The sequence below is a fragment of the Streptomyces sp. NPDC054849 genome, assembly GCF_053610945.1.
In genome coordinates, this window is sequence record NZ_JBSGZI010000062.1 from 1 (window position 1) to 14,878 (window position 14,878).

The 14,878-nt window shown below is 71.9% G+C and carries 14 protein-coding genes; 4 read left to right on the top strand and 10 right to left on the bottom strand.

The genetic code is table 11. The features are described 5' to 3' along the window. Window positions 1–4: 4 nt before the first annotated feature. From ACWGIF_RS24235 to ACWGIF_RS24255, 5 genes are all read right to left on the bottom strand, one after another. Window positions 5–1,189, bottom strand: coding sequence for a cytochrome P450 (locus ACWGIF_RS24235; RefSeq protein ID WP_453500584.1), 1,185 nt, complete (start codon window positions 1,187–1,189; stop codon window positions 5–7). Beyond that, window positions 1,179–1,886, bottom strand: coding sequence for a tRNA-dependent cyclodipeptide synthase (locus ACWGIF_RS24240; RefSeq protein ID WP_453500585.1), 708 nt, complete (start codon window positions 1,884–1,886; stop codon window positions 1,179–1,181). The genes ACWGIF_RS24235 and ACWGIF_RS24240 overlap by 11 nt, the downstream gene beginning before the upstream one ends. 379 nt (window positions 1,887–2,265) lie before the next feature. Then, on the bottom strand, window positions 2,266–2,637 hold the full coding sequence (locus ACWGIF_RS24245) for a peptidase inhibitor family I36 protein (RefSeq protein ID WP_453500586.1): 372 nt from the start codon (window positions 2,635–2,637) through the stop codon (window positions 2,266–2,268). Next, window positions 2,634–3,212 carry a hypothetical protein gene (locus ACWGIF_RS24250; protein WP_453500624.1) on the bottom strand — a complete coding sequence of 193 codons (579 nt, stop codon included), beginning with the start codon at window positions 3,210–3,212 and terminating at the stop codon, window positions 2,634–2,636. Before ACWGIF_RS24250 ends, ACWGIF_RS24245 begins: the two co-directional genes overlap by 4 nt. A 297-nt stretch (window positions 3,213–3,509) precedes the next feature. Beyond that, entirely contained in the window at window positions 3,510–4,124 is a 615-nt protein-coding gene (locus ACWGIF_RS24255) for a PhzF family phenazine biosynthesis protein (protein WP_453500587.1), read from the bottom strand. 130 nt (window positions 4,125–4,254) lie between these two features. Between ACWGIF_RS24255 and ACWGIF_RS24260 the strand changes: the two genes are divergently transcribed. After that, on the top strand, window positions 4,255–5,226 hold the full coding sequence (locus ACWGIF_RS24260; protein ID WP_453500588.1) for a TAXI family TRAP transporter solute-binding subunit: 972 nt from the start codon (window positions 4,255–4,257) through the stop codon (window positions 5,224–5,226). 12 nt (window positions 5,227–5,238) lie between these two features. Here the strand turns inward: ACWGIF_RS24260 and ACWGIF_RS24265 are convergent, their stop codons facing one another. From ACWGIF_RS24265 to ACWGIF_RS24280, 4 genes are read right to left on the bottom strand one after another with little or no spacing between them, the layout of a single operon-like run. Continuing rightward, complete coding sequence (locus ACWGIF_RS24265; RefSeq protein WP_453500589.1) at window positions 5,239–5,700, bottom strand: sensor histidine kinase; 462 nt, start codon at window positions 5,698–5,700, stop codon at window positions 5,239–5,241. After that, the gene (locus ACWGIF_RS24270) at window positions 5,691–6,665 is read right to left on the bottom strand and encodes a HAMP domain-containing protein (RefSeq protein ID WP_453500590.1); all 975 of its coding nucleotides are present in this window, start codon (window positions 6,663–6,665) and stop codon (window positions 5,691–5,693) included. Before ACWGIF_RS24270 ends, ACWGIF_RS24265 begins: the two co-directional genes overlap by 10 nt. After that, entirely contained in the window at window positions 6,662–7,429 is a 768-nt protein-coding gene (locus ACWGIF_RS24275) for a response regulator transcription factor (RefSeq protein WP_453500591.1), read from the bottom strand. The genes ACWGIF_RS24270 and ACWGIF_RS24275 overlap by 4 nt, the downstream gene beginning before the upstream one ends. 34 nt (window positions 7,430–7,463) lie before the next feature. Then, a complete protein-coding gene (locus ACWGIF_RS24280) occupies window positions 7,464–8,849 on the bottom strand; it encodes an MFS transporter (RefSeq protein WP_453500592.1) in 1,386 nt (461 codons plus the stop codon). A gap of 304 nt (window positions 8,850–9,153) precedes the next feature. Here ACWGIF_RS24280 and ACWGIF_RS24285 point away from each other — a divergent pair, with 304 nt between their 5' ends. Further along, complete coding sequence (locus ACWGIF_RS24285; RefSeq protein ID WP_453500593.1) at window positions 9,154–10,485, top strand: phytase; 1,332 nt, start codon at window positions 9,154–9,156, stop codon at window positions 10,483–10,485. Window positions 10,486–10,676: 191 nt separating this feature from the next. Continuing rightward, the gene (locus ACWGIF_RS24290) at window positions 10,677–11,519 is read left to right on the top strand and encodes a PaaX family transcriptional regulator (RefSeq protein ID WP_453500594.1); all 843 of its coding nucleotides are present in this window, start codon (window positions 10,677–10,679) and stop codon (window positions 11,517–11,519) included. A gap of 199 nt (window positions 11,520–11,718) precedes the next feature. On the opposite strand, the gene ACWGIF_RS24295 is transcribed toward ACWGIF_RS24290, so the two are convergent. Further along, a complete protein-coding gene (locus ACWGIF_RS24295) occupies window positions 11,719–13,356 on the bottom strand; it encodes a carboxylesterase/lipase family protein (protein ID WP_453500595.1) in 1,638 nt (545 codons plus the stop codon). A 339-nt stretch (window positions 13,357–13,695) separates the two neighbouring features. Here ACWGIF_RS24295 and ACWGIF_RS24300 point away from each other — a divergent pair, with 339 nt between their 5' ends. Further along, window positions 13,696–14,877 (top strand): ABC transporter substrate-binding protein, encoded by a 1,182-nt coding sequence (locus ACWGIF_RS24300; RefSeq protein WP_453500596.1) that lies wholly within the window; start codon window positions 13,696–13,698, stop codon window positions 14,875–14,877. The last annotated feature ends 1 nt before the right edge of the window (window position 14,878 follow it).

Sequence of the window (14,878 nt, forward strand, 5' to 3'; positions counted from 1 at the left end):
GCCGCTACCAGAGCACGGGGAGGCGTTCCGGCAGGCGCTTCATGAAGCGGGTGCGCCAGACGAGCTGGTCGAAGGGCACGGCCAGTTGGAGGTTGGGCATCTTCTCCAGCAGCACCTCGATGGCGATCTCCGTGTGCCGCTTGCCGAGGGCGGTGGCCGGGCAGTAGTGCGCTCCGCCGCCGAAGGAGAGGTGCGTACCGGCGTTCTCCCGGTCGATGTCCATGACGTGCGGGTCGGAGTACACGGCCGGGTCGGTGTTGGCGGCCTCGACCAGGACGAGCAGCAGCTCGCCCTTCTTCACCTCGACGTCGCCGAGGGTGACGTCCTCCAGCGCGAGCCGGGGCAGACCGTCGGCGATGGACAGGTTGACCCGCAGGAGCTCGTCCACGGCGGCGGGGATCTTCTCCGGAGACTTGCGCAACTGCTCCCACACCTCGGGGTTCTGGAGGAGTGAGACGATCGCCATCGTCAGGAAGCCCATGGTGGAGATGACTCCGGCGCCGAACAGCGTGACGCCGACCGTGGCGAGCATCTCGTCCGTCAGGTGCGCGTACTCGGGGTCCTCGCGCAGCGCGGCGAGCTCCGCGATGAGGCCCGTGGTGGCGGGGTCGTCGAGGCGCTCCACCATGTAGCCCATGTCCCGGTCCCAGTTGAGCTTGGCGCCCGTGACGGGGCAGGCCGAGTTCATGAACGCGATGTCGAGGCTGGCGGCCAGGCGCGGAGCGTCGGCCTCCGGTATGCCGAGGATGCGGCAGTGGAGGTTCTCCGCGTACGGGTTGGTGAACTGGCCGCGCAGGTCGACCGGCGCGCCGTGGCTCAGGAGACCGTCGACGAGGCTGGTGGCGTGGGCACGCATCCAGTCGGTGAGGCCGTCCGTTTTGGGGTTGATCGCCTTGAGGACGGCCTTGCGCAGTCCGGCGCCGGTGATGTTGCCCATGTTGTTGACGACCTCGGGCGGGATCGTCAGCGCGTACTGGCGGGGCACACCGGGGGCCGAGGTGTCCTTGAGGCTGAATCTCGGATCCTCGAGGACCTGCTTGCACAACTCATAGGAGGAGACGAGCCAGGCTTCGTCCCCGGCGATCGTGCGCACCCGCTTGACCGGTTCGCTGCGCAGCTCCTCGACCTCTCGGGGAAGCTGGTCGCCGCGTGCGGAGAACGGGAAGTCGAGCAGGGCGTCAGTGGGCATCGGAGTCTCCTTCGGCGGGGGTGATCACGGCGTGGCCCTGGTTGCGTGAGGCGCGCAGGCCCGAGCCGCGTGAGTAGAGCAGTTCCGCCATCGGCAGGAGCTGGTGGTAGCAGTTGAGCGAGGACGGCACGCCGAGGATGGCCGGCGTGTCGAGGAACAGCGGCGCTTCGGCGCAGACGTACTCCAGGCAGACCTCGCGCTGCCGGGCCGTGGCGGCCTTCCCGTTCAGGACCTTGGAGGAGAGGAACGCGTCGACCAGGGAGTTGCAGGTCTCGCGGAACTCCGGGTCGATGTCGAGGAGGTTGTTGAGGTGGTTGTGGAGACTCCGGTACGCCGGGATGTCGGTGAGGGACGACATGGGGCGGGCGCGGAGACGGACGCCGGTGGGGTCCGCTTCGGCAGCGGCGTTGTTGACCTTGGCGCGGACACCGCGCAGGTTCTTCACCGCCTTGCGCCGTGCTTCGTCCGGGTCGTAGCCGAGAGCCTCGTACATCTCCGCCACATGCATGTCGGTGTAAATGAGGTCGACCTGCTCGAAGTTGCGCATGCCCCAGTGGGCGAGGTCGATGACTCGTTGGGCGGAGAAGTAGCTGTTCCCCGGTGAGATGCCGATGACGGCGTGATCGCCTTCGGTGTGGATCACCTGGCAGTGCGAGGTGTACGGCCGGACTGTGAAGACTTCGGTTGCTGTCGTCAACAGGTGTCGGGTCCTTTGCGCCGCAAGTCCCATGGGGCCCTGTGCCCCGGGTGTGGCGGCGACGTGAAGGAAGGTACCCGAACTGTGTGCGACGATCCATGACTTCCCGGTGGTAACTCACCTGTCGGACAACACAGTTGTCCTGGGCACCTTTCGGGCGGGGGTGTTCCGGATGCGGAGGGGCGGTCGCGCAGGGTGGAGAAGGGGTCCCGGACGGTGTCCGGCCGGGGTGGTTCTCCCTTCGTGCACATCGACGCCGGCATCGAAGTGGAAGTCGGTCGGGGAGGTGGGACGAGCGCTGGATCGGGGCGGTTCGGCCTTGGGTACCCGGTGCTGCGGATGCGGTGCGACCGCAGCACCATCGGGCCCGTGGAAGGCGTCAGCAGCCTGCGGTCCAAGTGTGGGAACCGCCCTTGTCGTTCGCGCCCGCGTTGTAACCGACCTCCTGCCCGGGTGCCAGGCAGAGGGTGACTCGTCCCAGAAGCTTGCGGCCCTCGTACACCTTGACGTGGTCCTTGACGCCCGGGCCGGAGACGCCGTGGTTGGCCCATGAGGAGTCCTGCTTGAACATGTCGCCCTCCCACCAGTGGTCGTCGCCGCTGTGCTCGATCTTCATGCCGTCGAAGTCGGCGTGCGTCCAGACGCAGAAGTAGCCGCTGCGGCAGTCCGCCGCCTCGGCTGCGGCAGAGGTGGCCAGGAGGCCGCCGGCGGAGATCACGACGGCGGTGAGGAGGGTGGCGAGGCGCTTCACGGTCGTTGGTTTCCCGTCTGTGGTGGGTTGTCGAGGAGGGTCGTGGCTTCGGTGAGGGCGTGTGCACGCAGCCGGTTCCAGTCGGCGATCTCGGCGCGGTGCCGGGCGCGGACCTCGGCGAGCGTGCGGCGGGTGTGGGCCGCTTCGGGCTGCAGGTTGTTGACGACCACCGATGCCCGGAACCATGCGGGCTGGTCTCCGTAGAGCCGCTGCTGTGCGGCGGCCAGACAGCCGTCGGTATGGGCGCTTACCGTGTAGCCGGTGGGCAGGGTGACGGACAGCTCCGCCGGGCCGGTGCCGAAGAGGGCGTTCGCGATGCGCTGCCGATCGGCGGTCGGCGAAGGGGTCTGAGCGCCCCGGGGCGGCGTGAGGCCCTGCCGGGTGAGGCAGGCGTCGGTCAGGTGCTGCGTGGCGGCCTTGATGACCTTGTCCCCAGCCGGGCCCGGCGCCGGGGCGGTGCAGCCGGTCAGGAGACAGCCGGCCAGCAGCAGCGGAGCGGACAGCGGTCCTGCGGTCCGCCGCGAGCGGCGACGCGGCGGGGGAGGCGGCTCCGTCCCGCACGGCGGGCGACTGATCGGCACACCGGACGAACGATTCAGTGATCCAAAGGAAACGGCCTGGTCAAACGCGGCGCCGCGAGTGGTTCGTGATCGGCGCGGACGGCCGACGCGTCACGCCCGCCCCCGCGCCCGCCCCGAGGACCGCTTGAAGCGGCGGTCGCGGTCCGGCGGTCACCGTCCGGTGGGGTACCTCGTCCCCGTCGCCCTTCTACGGCGGCGGGAGCTCGTGGAGGCGGCCCTCCGCGACCAAGGCCACGCCGCCCCCGACGCGCACGGTGTGGACGTCCTCACCGCGGCCGTCGGCGCTGACGGTCATTTCGCTGGGGCGGCCGGTGAAGCGGCCCTGTAGGCGCACTGGGCGCCGAGGCGGGCCAGGGGCACCTCGAGCGGCGTTGTGACGCGGGCGCGGGCCAGCGCGTCGCCCCGCACGGGGAGCACCAGGTAGCGCAGGCCCGTGAAGACGACCTCCGGGGCGAGGGCGGGGTCGAGGTCGTCCGGTTCCAGGGCGAACAGGGCGGCGAGGCCGTGCGGGTCGGGTCGGCCGAGGAACGCGGCGGCGCCCTGGTCGAGGAGGCTCTCGTACCGCCGGGGGCCGCGGCGTTCAGTGGTGAGCGCCACGGTCCGGGCCGGCAGCCGCAGGGTCCAGGTCTCGTGGTCCGCGCCGCCGTGGAGGGCGTGCAGGACCGCCGCGGCACCGATGAGGGGGTGGCCGGCGAAGTCCAGCTCCTCGGCGAGGTCGAAGACGCGCGCCCGCCGTGTGCGCTCGGATGCGCCGTCGCGGACCAGGAAGACGGACTCGAAGTGCCGCAGTTCCCGGGTGACGGCCTGCATCTGCGCGCCGGTCAGCGCATCCGCGTCGGGGAACACCGCGAGGCTGTTGCCGCTGTAGGGACGGCCGGTGAAGACGTCGACGTGGTGAAAGCGCATGGGGCGACGCTACCGGGGCGCGATCCACCACCCGGTCGGTGGCGCCCCGCCTCAGTGGGCGAACGGCGGACTGGAACAGCCGGTTGCCCTCTACGGCCGGAGGTACGGCCGCACTGACTAGGCTTCTGCCGTGACCAGCGCAGGGCTGACCCGCCGACGGGTGATGGGTGCCGGGCTCGGCACGTGCGCGGCGGCGCTCGCCGGATGCGCGGGGAGCAGCACCGGTCCGGTCCGGCGGCTGCGCCTCGCGACGGGGCCGGAGGGCGGACCGTACAACGCCTTCGGGCGGGCCCTGGCCCAGGCCGTCGCCGCGAGCGGGCGCCGGATCGAGATCGTTCCGGTGAGCACCGCCGCGAGCGTGGACAACCTGCGGAAGCTGGACGACGGCTCCGTCGAACTGGCCCTGGCCATGGCGGACGCCGCCGAGGACGCGGTGCTGGGGCGCGAGTCGTTCTCCCGGCCGGCCCCGGTGACGGCACTGGCCCGGGTCTACGTGAATTACACGCACCTCCTCGTCCCGGCGGACGGGCCGGTGCGCTCGGTGCAGGACCTCGCCGGGCGGCCGGTCGCGGCGGGCGCGGCGGGTTCGGGCGTGCAGGTGGTGGCGGAACGGGTCCTCCGGGAGGCCGGGCTGAGCGGCGGATCCTCGCCCGCGCGCCCATTGCCCCTGGGACTCGCCGCGTCGGTGAGCGCCCTGCGCGTGGGCACGGTCGACGCGCTGTTCTGGTCCGGAGGCGTGCCCACGCCGGCGCTGGCGGTGCTGGCGCGCGAGCTGCCACTGCGGTTCCTGCCGCTCGACGGGTTCGTGGGCTCCCTGCGCGAGCGCTACGCCCCCGTCTACACGGCGGTCACGCTGCCGCCCGGGGCGTACGGCCTGGCCGAGCCGGTGGGAACCATCGGGGTCGGCAACTACCTGCTGGCCCGTCCCGGCCTGCCGGAGAGCCCTGTGCGCGAACTGCTCCAGGTCGTGTTCGAGCGGTGGCGCGACCTGCTGCGCGAGGTGACGGCGGGGGCGCGGCTGGAGCCCAGGTTCGCGATCTCCACCGGTGAGGTGCCCCTCCACCCGGGCGCGGTCGCGTACTACCGGTCCGTGTACGGCTGAGCAGAGGCAGCCTCATGGGGACGGGAGCCTGACACCGACCACCAGGCCGTGCGGCACATTGCCGGCGACGTCGAGCCCGCCGCCGCTGATGCGGGCGATCTCGTCGGCGATGGCCAGCCCCAGTCCGCTGCCGGGGACGTTCTGGTGTCCGGGAGCGCGCGCGAAACGCCGGAGCAACAGCCCCCGTTGCTCCTCCGGTACGCCCGGCCCGTCGTCGGTGACCCGGACGACGGCACATCCGTCCGCTCCGCGTGCGGCACGCACCTCCACGCGGCCGCCGGGCGGTACGAACTTGACGGCGTTGTCGAGCAGCGCGTCCAGGATCCGGCCCGCCGCGTCCGGCAGGGCGTGCGCCCGCAGGTCTTCCGGCAGCCCGGCGGCCGTCAGCTCCAGACCCGCGGCGTGGAAGACCGGGGTCCAGGCCGTCACCCGGTCGCGTACCGCCTGCGTCACGTCCTGGTCCGTCAGCTCCACCGTGTCCGACTCCACCCGGGCCAGGGCCAGCAGGCCGTCGAGCAGCTCCTCCAGGCGTTCCGCCTCCTCCAGGGCGCGGGTGTGCTCGGCCAGGCCGGGGCCGGGGAGGATGTGCGGCTCGCCTTCTCCAGCTGCAGCACCAGGGTGGCCAGCGGATTGCGCAGCTGGTGGGAGGCGTCGGCGACGAAGTCGCGCTGGCGGCCGATGGAGTCGGCCATGGCCTGCGCCATCGTGTTGAAGTGCTGCCGCAGACGCCGCAGTTCCGGCGGGCCCGTATCGGAGGCGGCACGCGCCTGGAGGCGGCCGGCGGTCAGACGTTCCACCGTCCGGTCCAGATCGAGGACCGGGCGCATGAGCCAACGGGCGATCCCGGCAGCGACCAGCGCCGCCGCCGCGAAGGCGGCGACCGCCCCGGCGGCGATGAGCGACCAGCGGACCGTCACGTCCCGGCGGGCGGCGTCGGTGGGCACGGCGAGCAGGACGGCGCCGCTGACCCGCTCGTCCCGGCCGACCGGTTCGGCGAGCACGACGGTCCGCGGGCCCCACGGGCGAAGGGTGGGCAGGCGGTCGGTGGAGCGACCGGTCAGGGCGCGCCGACGGGCCTCCGCCGCTTCGGAGTCGGCGTTCGGGGCGGCGCCGGTCCCGGTGGGGTGGGCCGCCGCGGTGGCCGCCTGCGCCGCGGGCCCGGTTCCGGCGCGCGCGACCGTCGCTCCCGCCGTGTCGACCACGACCACCCCGGCTCCGTACAGCTGGGCGTAGCGGCCGATCTCGGCCGAGAGCTCCGCCCGGTCGGCGGCGGTGCGCATCCGGTCGGCGAGGTCGGCGAAGCGGACGGCTTCCGAACGCCGCTGCAGGAGCAGGTGTTCGGTGCGACCGCGTGCGTAGGCGTCGGCCAGGGGGACGCAGAGCAGCAGCGCCGCGGCTCCCATGAGCACCATCAGCACGGCGAGGAGCCTGCGCCTCATCGTCCGCCGTCCTGCTCACCGTGCCGCCGGCCGTCCCGCCCGTCGGGCGGGGCCGGCGCGCCGAGCTGGTAGCCGAACCCGCGGACGGTCCGCACCAGGCCGGAGCGCCCGGTCTTGGCGCGGATGCCCGCCACGTGGACGTCCAGGGACCGGGAGGCGGCGAGGAACACGTCACCCCAGATCCGGTCCAGGATCTCCTCGCGGGAGTGCACCTCGCCCGGGCGGGCGGCCAGGAAGGCGAGCACGTCGAACTCCCTGCGCGTCAGCCGTACTTCCACGCCCGCCACCCTGACGGTGCGGCCCGCCAGATCGACCTCCACGTCCCCGCTGCGCACCGGCCGGCCGCCGCCGGCGCCGCTCCCCGCCGCGTCGGCGAGGTCGGCCGGGTGGACGCCCGAACGTCCCCCGTGGGTGTCCGTCCGGCGGCGTACGGTGTCGATACGGGCCATCAGTTCCGCCATCCGGAACGGCTTGACCACGTAGTCGTCGGCGCCCGCCCGCAGCCCCTGCACGATGTCGCGCTCCTCGCAGCGTGCGGTCACCACGATCAGCGGCGCGTCGCAGACCGTACGCAGCCGCCGCAGCAGTTCGAGCCCGTCGAGGTCCGGAAGGCCGAGGTCGAGCAGGACGAACTCGGCCTCGCGGCCGTGCCGCAGGGCGTCCAGCGCACGGGCGACCCGGCGGACGGTGTGCCCGCGCTGGGCGAGGGCGGTGCCGAGGGCCTGGGCCATCCGGTCGTCGTCTTCGACGATCAGCGCGTGCATAGACATTCCCTCGCGACCTGTGACCCCGGTCGGCTCAGCTTACGGGAGCCTTCGCCGGACGCTCCCGGGCCGCCTCGGTGCTCGCCTCGGCCTCGGCCTCGGCGCGGCTGAGCGCGGTGTTGCGGGTGTCGGGCATCAGCACGTAGGTCACGAGGGAGATCAGCGCGCACCCGGAGACGTACCAGAAGAACATGGTCTCGTGCCCACTGCTCTTGAACCACAGCGCCACGTACTCCGCCGTACCGCCGAAGAGTGCGTTGGCGATCGCGTACGGCAGCGCCACCCCCAGGGCGCGCACCCGGGTGGGGAACAGCTCGGCCTTGACCGCCGCATTGATCGAGGTGTAGCCGGTGATGATCACCAGGGCCAGCAGGGACAGGCCGAGCGCGGACCAGTACGAGGACGCAGACCCGAGGGCGGTCATGATCGGGTACGTGCCGACGGTGCAGCCCACCGCGAAGGTGATCAGCAGCGGCCGGCGGCCGATCCGGTCGGACAGCATCCCGGCGAAGGGCTGCAGCACGGCGAAGAGGGTCAGCGCGGTGAAGCTGACCAGCGTGGCGGTCGTCTTCTCCATGCCCGCGCTGCCGACCAGGTACTTGGTGAGGTACGTGGTGTACGTGTAGTACGCCACGGTACCGCCGAGGGTGAGCGCCATGACCAGGCCGGCCTGCCGCCGGTACTGCCACAGGGCCTTCAGGGTGCCCCGCGTGCTGTCGTCGTGCGCGTCCTCGTCCGCCGACTCCTCCTTGAACGCGTCGGTCTCCTGGAGCCTGCGCCGCAGCCAGAAGACGACCACCGCGAACAACGCCCCGAGGACGAAGGGGATCCGCCATCCCCAGCTCTCCAACTGGGCCGTGGTGAGCGTGTGCTGCATCGTGATCAGGATGCCCAGGCCGAGCAGCTGACCGCAGGTCATCGACACGTACTGGAAGGACGAGCCCAGCCCGCGCCGATTGCGGGCGGACGCCTCGGTGAGGTAGGTGGCGCTGGCCGCGTACTCGCCGCCGATGCTCATCCCCTGCAGCAGCCGCGCGAGCAGCAGGACCAGAGCCCCGAAGTAGCCGGCCTGGCCGTACGTGGGGGCGACGGCGATCAGCAGGGCGGCCACCGACATCATGGTCACGGTGAGGGTGAGCGCGCTCTTGCGGCCGTGCCGGTCGGCGGCGCGGCCGAGGATCCACCCGCCGACGGGGCGCATCAGGAAGCCCACGGCGAAGATTCCCGCGGTGTTCATCAGCTGGGTGGTCGGGTTGTCACCGGGGAAGAAGGAGTCGGCGAAGTAGATGGCGAAGCTCGCGTAGACGAACCAGTCGTACCACTCGACGAGATTGCCGAGCGAGCCGCCGATCAGGGCGAGGCGGCGCTTTTTGCGCTCGTCCCCGGGCGGCGATGCGGGCAGGACGGCAGGCGAGGACATGGCGGCTCCAGGCGGGAGGACCCTGATGAGGGACGGGAGAAGTGCCCCGGCGGTGGGGGAGTGTCCAGAGCATGCGGCTGCCGTCGCACCCGTTCAAGGTCCGCCGCGCAGATCTAACGTCCTGCTAAGAAAGCCGGGCGGCCGGGGGATTTCACGGTGTAGTCATGCGCACGCCATATCCGCTCCATGGAGGCTACCCGCAGGTAGCCCACGGTGGGGGCGGCCCGCCGTGCAGCGCACCGAACGATCCGACTCTGCGGCCGGCCCGACCTCGAACCCGTGAGCAGGAGGCAAGATGAGTGTGATGCCGAAAAAGCGGACTCCGGTCGTGGCGGCGGCCACCCTCGTGGTGCTGGGGGTGATCGCCGCACCGGCGCACGCCCGCGGGGAGCGCGGCGCGGCGCCTTCACCGGCCCGCGTGTCGGCCTCCGTCGAGACGCCCTCCCTCTTCGACGACGAGGCCGGCGGCAACGCGAACGCGGACGACCCGGCGATCTGGCGCAACGCGAAGGACCCCGACCGCAGTCTGGTGATCGCCACCGCCAAGGAAGGCGGCTTGCGCGTGTACGACCTGGACGGGCGCCAGGTGCAGTCCCTGCCGGCGCCGCCGCCCCCGGCGGACGGCGACATGCCCGGGCGTTTCAACAACGTCGACCTCATCACCGGGCTCCGCTTCCCCGACGGCCGCCACGACGTGGCCGTCGTCTCCGACCGCGGCCGCGATCAGCTGCGCGTCTACCGGATCGACCCCGCGCGGCCCACGGCCCCGCTGGTCGACGTCACCGACGAGGCGGCGGCCCCGCCGGTCTTCTCCACCGGCCAGGACGAGGTCGACGACCAGCGGACCGCATACGGTCTGGCCGCCTACACCGACCGTCGCAGCGGCCGTTCGTTCGCGGTCACCAGCCGGCGCCACGCCACCGCTCTCGCGCTGGCCGAACTCCTGCCGACCGCGCAGGGGAAGGTCGGCTACCGCACGGTCCGCACCACCTCGCTGCCCTCCTCCTTCACGCTGCCCGACGGGAGGTCGTGGACACCGTGCGGCGAACCGGGCGAGCTCCCCCAGGTCGAGGGCATGGTCGTCGATCCCGATACCGGTGACCTCTACGCCGGACAGGAGGACGTCGGCATCTGGAAGCTCGACGCCGACCTCCGTTCCCCCGCCCGCCTGATCGAGAAGGTCCGGTCCTTCGGAGTGCCCGGCACCTGGAACCCGCAGACCGAGGAATGCGACGAGGGTGCGGACCCCGGCTTCGGCGGACGGCACGTATCCGCCGACGTGGAGGGCCTGACCATCTGGCGCGATGCGCGGCACCCCGGGCGCGGCGGCTACCTGCTCGCCTCCAGTCAGGGCGACGACACCTTCGCCGTCTTCGACCGCGGGCACGGCAACGCGTACGTCCGCAGCTTCCGCATCGCCCCGGGCAGCGGACCCGGTGCGCCCGACGGCTCGGAGGAGTGCGACGGCGCCGCCGTCACGAGCGCACCGCTGGGCACGAAGTTCCCGAACGGGCTGCTGGTCGTCCAGGACGGCGCCAACACCCCCGGTTCCACCGGGTCCGACGGCGAGGCCCGTACCGACACCGACTTCAAATTCGTGGACCTGGGCCGCCTGCGGCGTGCCGCCGCTCTCTGACCTCGGTCGAGCCGCGCGGCTGCGGCCGGGACCGCGGCCGGCCGCAGCCGCACAGGAGCTCGTCCGCCGACGTCCGCCACCGTCCGCCGGACGCCATCCGACGGCTCCTGCCTGCGACGAGACGGTGACCTGGACGGCGCCGCGTTCGCCCGGCTCGGTAGGATCGCGACCGCATACGACGGAAGGCGATCATGGCGGACAGTCCCCTCAGGCCCAGCTCGTTGATCAACACGGTCTACGGGGCGTTCCTGCGACGCCTCGGGGGCTGGATCTCCGTCGCCGACCTGATCACCCTGATGTCCGAACTGGAAGTCGACGGCCCGGCGGCGCGCTCGGCGATCTCCCGGCTCAAGAAGAAGGGCGTCCTCGAACCGGAACGCCGCGGTGCCACCGGCTACCGGCTCAGCGCGGCCGCCCAGCCCGTCTTCGACGAGGGCGACCGGCGCATCTTCGGCAGCCTGGAGCCGGCGAAGCTCAGCGACGGCTGGGCGATGGCCGTCTTCTCCGTACCCGAGTCCGAGCGGTCGTACCGCTACCAGCTGCGCACCCGCCTGACCTGGCTGGGATTCGGCAATATCGCCCCCGGCGTGTGGCTGGCCCCCGGCCGCCTCCTCGGCGACGCCCGCGACATGCTCGTCCGGCTCGGCCTCAGCGACTACGTCCACCTGTTCGCCGCCGACTACGCCGCCTTCAGTGATCTGCCCGAGACGGTCAGCTCGTGGTGGGACTTCCCGGCGATCGAGGAGCAGTACGCCGGATTCACCCGGGCGTACGGCCCGGTCGCCGAGGGGCTGACGCCGGAACGCGGGATCGACGGCGCCGAGGCGTTCCGCCACTACGTGCCGATGCTCACCCAGTGGCGACGCCTGCCCTACCTCGACCCCGGCCTGCCCGCCGAGCTCCTCCCCGCCGACTGGAACGCGGTCGGCGCGCGCCAGATCTTCCAGCAGCTGAACGACGTACTCGCCCCGCCCAGCCTGCAGCACGTACAGGAGGTCACCGGCCTGAGCGAGGAGAGTGCGGACGCACCCTGAACGGCGGCGCGGGGCGTCCGGCCACAGCGAGAGTCTGAGGACCGCGCCGCCGAGCAGTCATGTCGCGCCGAACACCAGGCCGCTGATCCGGGCGTGCTCGTCCGGCCCCGGCGGGCGGCGCGCCACCGCCTCGTCGTCGCGGTGCGGACATCGCGGGCGGCCAGGCGGCGGCTCTCCCCTCCGGCTGCCGGGGGATCGGCTAGCGGGACGCCGTGGGGTGGTGCAGGCGCCGCCAGTACCCGGCGAGGTCGTCGACCGCGGCGGTGACCGAGTCCAGACGCATCGTGGTACGGGAATGACGTTCGTAGCGCGGCCAGTTCGGCAGGGGACCGCGGTTGGGGTCGCCGGTGCGGATGAAGGAGATCCACGATGCGTGCATGGCCGAGGCGAGGCCGTCGCGGACCCGGGGGCTCAGCCCCGCCAGGAAGGGCGCCTGTGACCACTTGTCGAAGTTGTTGAACGCGAACGGCAGCTCCAGGCAGTGCGCCGCCGCCAGCTGACCGTTGTGGGCCGGCGTCGGCAGGTCGAACTGGTAGGCCCAGACCGGCCGTCCACGGGCCGCCCGCCGCTCGGCCAGTGCGAGGGCGGGCATGCGGAACAGATCGTCGCCGATCAGGTCCATCAGTACGTCGACGGGGCGGGCGCCCGGCCGGGCTTCCTCGTACGCCGTGTAGGCCTCCGCCGCCCGGGATCCGAAGGTGTCCCGCGCTCGGGCAAGCACCTGGTCCCTGGTGGACGCGGTGTACGTATCGTTGAGGGCGAAGGCGAAGTTGGCCTCTTCCCGGGTCCAGCCGATCAGGACGTCGATGTCCGCCCCGGGACCGCTGAGCAGCAGGTCGGCGGGGCTGCGCTCCATCGTCTCCTCGTCGAGGACGGGCAGGTATGGAGTCGACCAGTAGCCCCACCTGCCGGTGCGCTTGAACATCTCGAAGGTGGCGGCGATCAACTGGGGCCAGGGGACGGCCCGCAGCTCCGCCACGTTTCCGGCTCCGAGGATGCCGAGGAAGGTGGCGCTGCGCTGCAGTGACTCCGAGCGGCTGGGGATCTGCAGCCCGAGCGGCGGGCTCTGCAGGATGGCGCGCCGGAACAACGGGCGGCCGGCGGGCCGGGCGCCGGCCAGCGCCGCCACCGACAGCGCGCCGCCGGACTGTCCGGCGAGCGTGATCTGGTCCGGGTCGCCGCCGAACGCCGAGATGTTGTCCCGCACCCAGCGCAGTGCGGCGAGTTGGTCGGTGAGCCAGAAGTTCCCGCCGGCGCCCTCCTCGCCGAAGTAGAGGTAGCCCAGTGGGCCGAGCCGGTAGTTGAGGGTCACGACGACGAGGTCGCCGTTCCGGGCGAAGGTCTCGCCGGAGTAGTGGGGCAGCGAGCCGGATCCGGAGATGAAGCCGCCGCCGTGGATCCAGACCATCACGGGCCGCTTGGCGTCGTCGGCGGCGGGCGTCCAGACGTTGAGGGTGAGGCAGTCCTCGCTGAACGGGGGCGCACCGTGGTTTCCGAGCACCGCGTCGCCCCCTTCCCGGTACGGCTGGGGCGCACTCGGCCCGAAAGCGGTGGCGTCGCGCGTTCCCTGCCATCCGGGATGGGGCTGGGCGGGGCGCCATCGAAGAGCGCCGACCGGGGGAGCGGCGTAGGGGACGCCCTTGAACACGGTGAGCCCTCCCTCCACACCTCCACGCAGCCGCCCACCCGCGGGCAGCTCCACGACGGTCGGGGAACCACCCGCCCGCGGGGCGGCCGCCTGCGCCACGGGTCCGCCCGGCAGGCCGGTGAGCAGGGCGGCGCCTGCCAGTACGCCGCCGTTCTTGAGGATGTTGCGCCGCGATGGATCGTCGGTCATGGTGCTTCACGCCCTGACTGATCAAGGGCTCGCCGCCGAATCGGTATGGCGTCAAATTGACGATGGCTAGAGCTACGTCATACGCGAGTCCCGGGTCAAGGGGTCGGGGGGATCCGGGATGGTTATATCGAGAGCTCTTGACGGGCGTCGCAGTCCCGCGATAGACACGTGTCACCTCAGAAGATTCCGACCCCACAGGGCGCGACCGAGCCCGACGGCGAGGGGCGGTCGGCGCGAAGGTGCCTCCCGGCGACAGACGCATCGGGCGGCGCGCCCCACGCGGTATCCCATCAGCAACATCCGGTCCGCCAGGTCCGGTTGACAACGTACGGAGTCACCATGGCAGGTCGATTTCGCCCCGTAGGTCTGCTCACCGTCACCACGGGCCTCTTGCTGGCCACGGCGTGTGGCGGTGCCAGCCTCGGGACCGGCGACGGCACACGGCAGAGCGGGCCGGTGAAGATCGGGCTCCTCGTTCCGCAGTCCGGGATCTACAAGGCGCTCGGCGACGACATGAAGCAGGGCTTCGAGCTCTACGTCCGACAGCACGGCGGCAAACTCGGCGGCCGTGAGGTGGAGATCGTGATCGCGGACGAGGGGGAGACCGCCGACTCGGGCAAGGCGGCGGCCGAGAAGCTGGTCAAGCAGGACCGGGTGCTGGCGGTCAGCGGGGTGGTGAGCTCGGCCACCATCAACGGGGTCAAGGACCTGTTCGAGACCGGCAAGATCCCGCTCGTCGGCTCGAACGCCTCGCCGACCACCCTGACCGGGACCGAGTACATCTGGCGCACCTCGTACGTCAACGACGAGCCCGGCAAGGCGCTGGGCAAACACGTCGCAGCGAAGGCCGGCGGCCCCGTCTTCCTCGTCGCCGCGGGCTACCAGGCGGGCAAGGACGAGGTCGAGGGCTTCAAATCCACCTTCCTCCCCGCAGGCGGCAAGATCGCGGGGGAGGAGGTCTACACACCCTTCCCCGGCACCAAGAACTTCCAGCCCTACCTCGCACAGATCGAGAACTCCGGCGCGAAGGCGGTCTTCTGCTTCTATGCCGGCGGCGCAGCCGTCGACTTCGTGAAGCAGTACCGGGACTTCGGCCTGGCCGGCAGGATCCCGCTCTACGCGCCCGGCTTCCTCACCGAGGGCGGCGTACTGGCGGGGCAGGGAGACGCGGCCAACGGCATCCTCACCGCGCTCAACTACAGCGCGGACCTGGACAACGCCGCCAACAGGCAGTTCGCGCCGGCCTACCGGTCCACCTACGGCGCCGCACCGACCACCTACGCGATGGCGTCATGGGACGCGGCGCAGGTGCTCGACAAGGCGATCAAGGCGGCCGGCACCGGCGGCACCGTGACCCCGGAATCCGTCAACACCGCCATCTCCACGGTGGGGGACATCGACAGCCCGCGGGGCACCTGGCGGTTCAACAGCGGCGGCACCCCGATCCAGCCCTGGTACCTGCGTGAGGTCAAGCAGGGGGCCAACACCGTCGCGGGCGACCTCGGCAGACTGGGCGGCTGAC

Excerpts from the sequence above, each read along its gene's own strand:
- ACWGIF_RS24285 (WP_453500593.1), top strand. The coding sequence starts at position 9,154 with ATGCCGAAAAAGCGGACTCCGGTCGTGGCGGCGGCCACCCTCGTGGTG.
- ACWGIF_RS24255 (WP_453500587.1), bottom strand. The coding sequence starts at position 4,124 with ATGCGCTTTCACCACGTCGACGTCTTCACCGGCCGTCCCTACAGCGGC.
- ACWGIF_RS24270 (WP_453500590.1), bottom strand. The coding sequence starts at position 6,665 with ATGAGGCGCAGGCTCCTCGCCGTGCTGATGGTGCTCATGGGAGCCGCG.
- ACWGIF_RS24235 (WP_453500584.1), bottom strand. The coding sequence starts at position 1,189 with ATGCCCACTGACGCCCTGCTCGACTTCCCGTTCTCCGCACGCGGCGAC.
- ACWGIF_RS24295 (WP_453500595.1), bottom strand. The coding sequence starts at position 13,356 with ATGACCGACGATCCATCGCGGCGCAACATCCTCAAGAACGGCGGCGTA.
- ACWGIF_RS24290 (WP_453500594.1), top strand. The coding sequence starts at position 10,677 with ATGGCGGACAGTCCCCTCAGGCCCAGCTCGTTGATCAACACGGTCTAC.
- ACWGIF_RS24275 (WP_453500591.1), bottom strand. The coding sequence starts at position 7,429 with ATGCACGCGCTGATCGTCGAAGACGACGACCGGATGGCCCAGGCCCTC.
- ACWGIF_RS24280 (WP_453500592.1), bottom strand. The coding sequence starts at position 8,849 with ATGTCCTCGCCTGCCGTCCTGCCCGCATCGCCGCCCGGGGACGAGCGC.
- ACWGIF_RS24300 (WP_453500596.1), top strand. The coding sequence starts at position 13,696 with ATGGCAGGTCGATTTCGCCCCGTAGGTCTGCTCACCGTCACCACGGGC.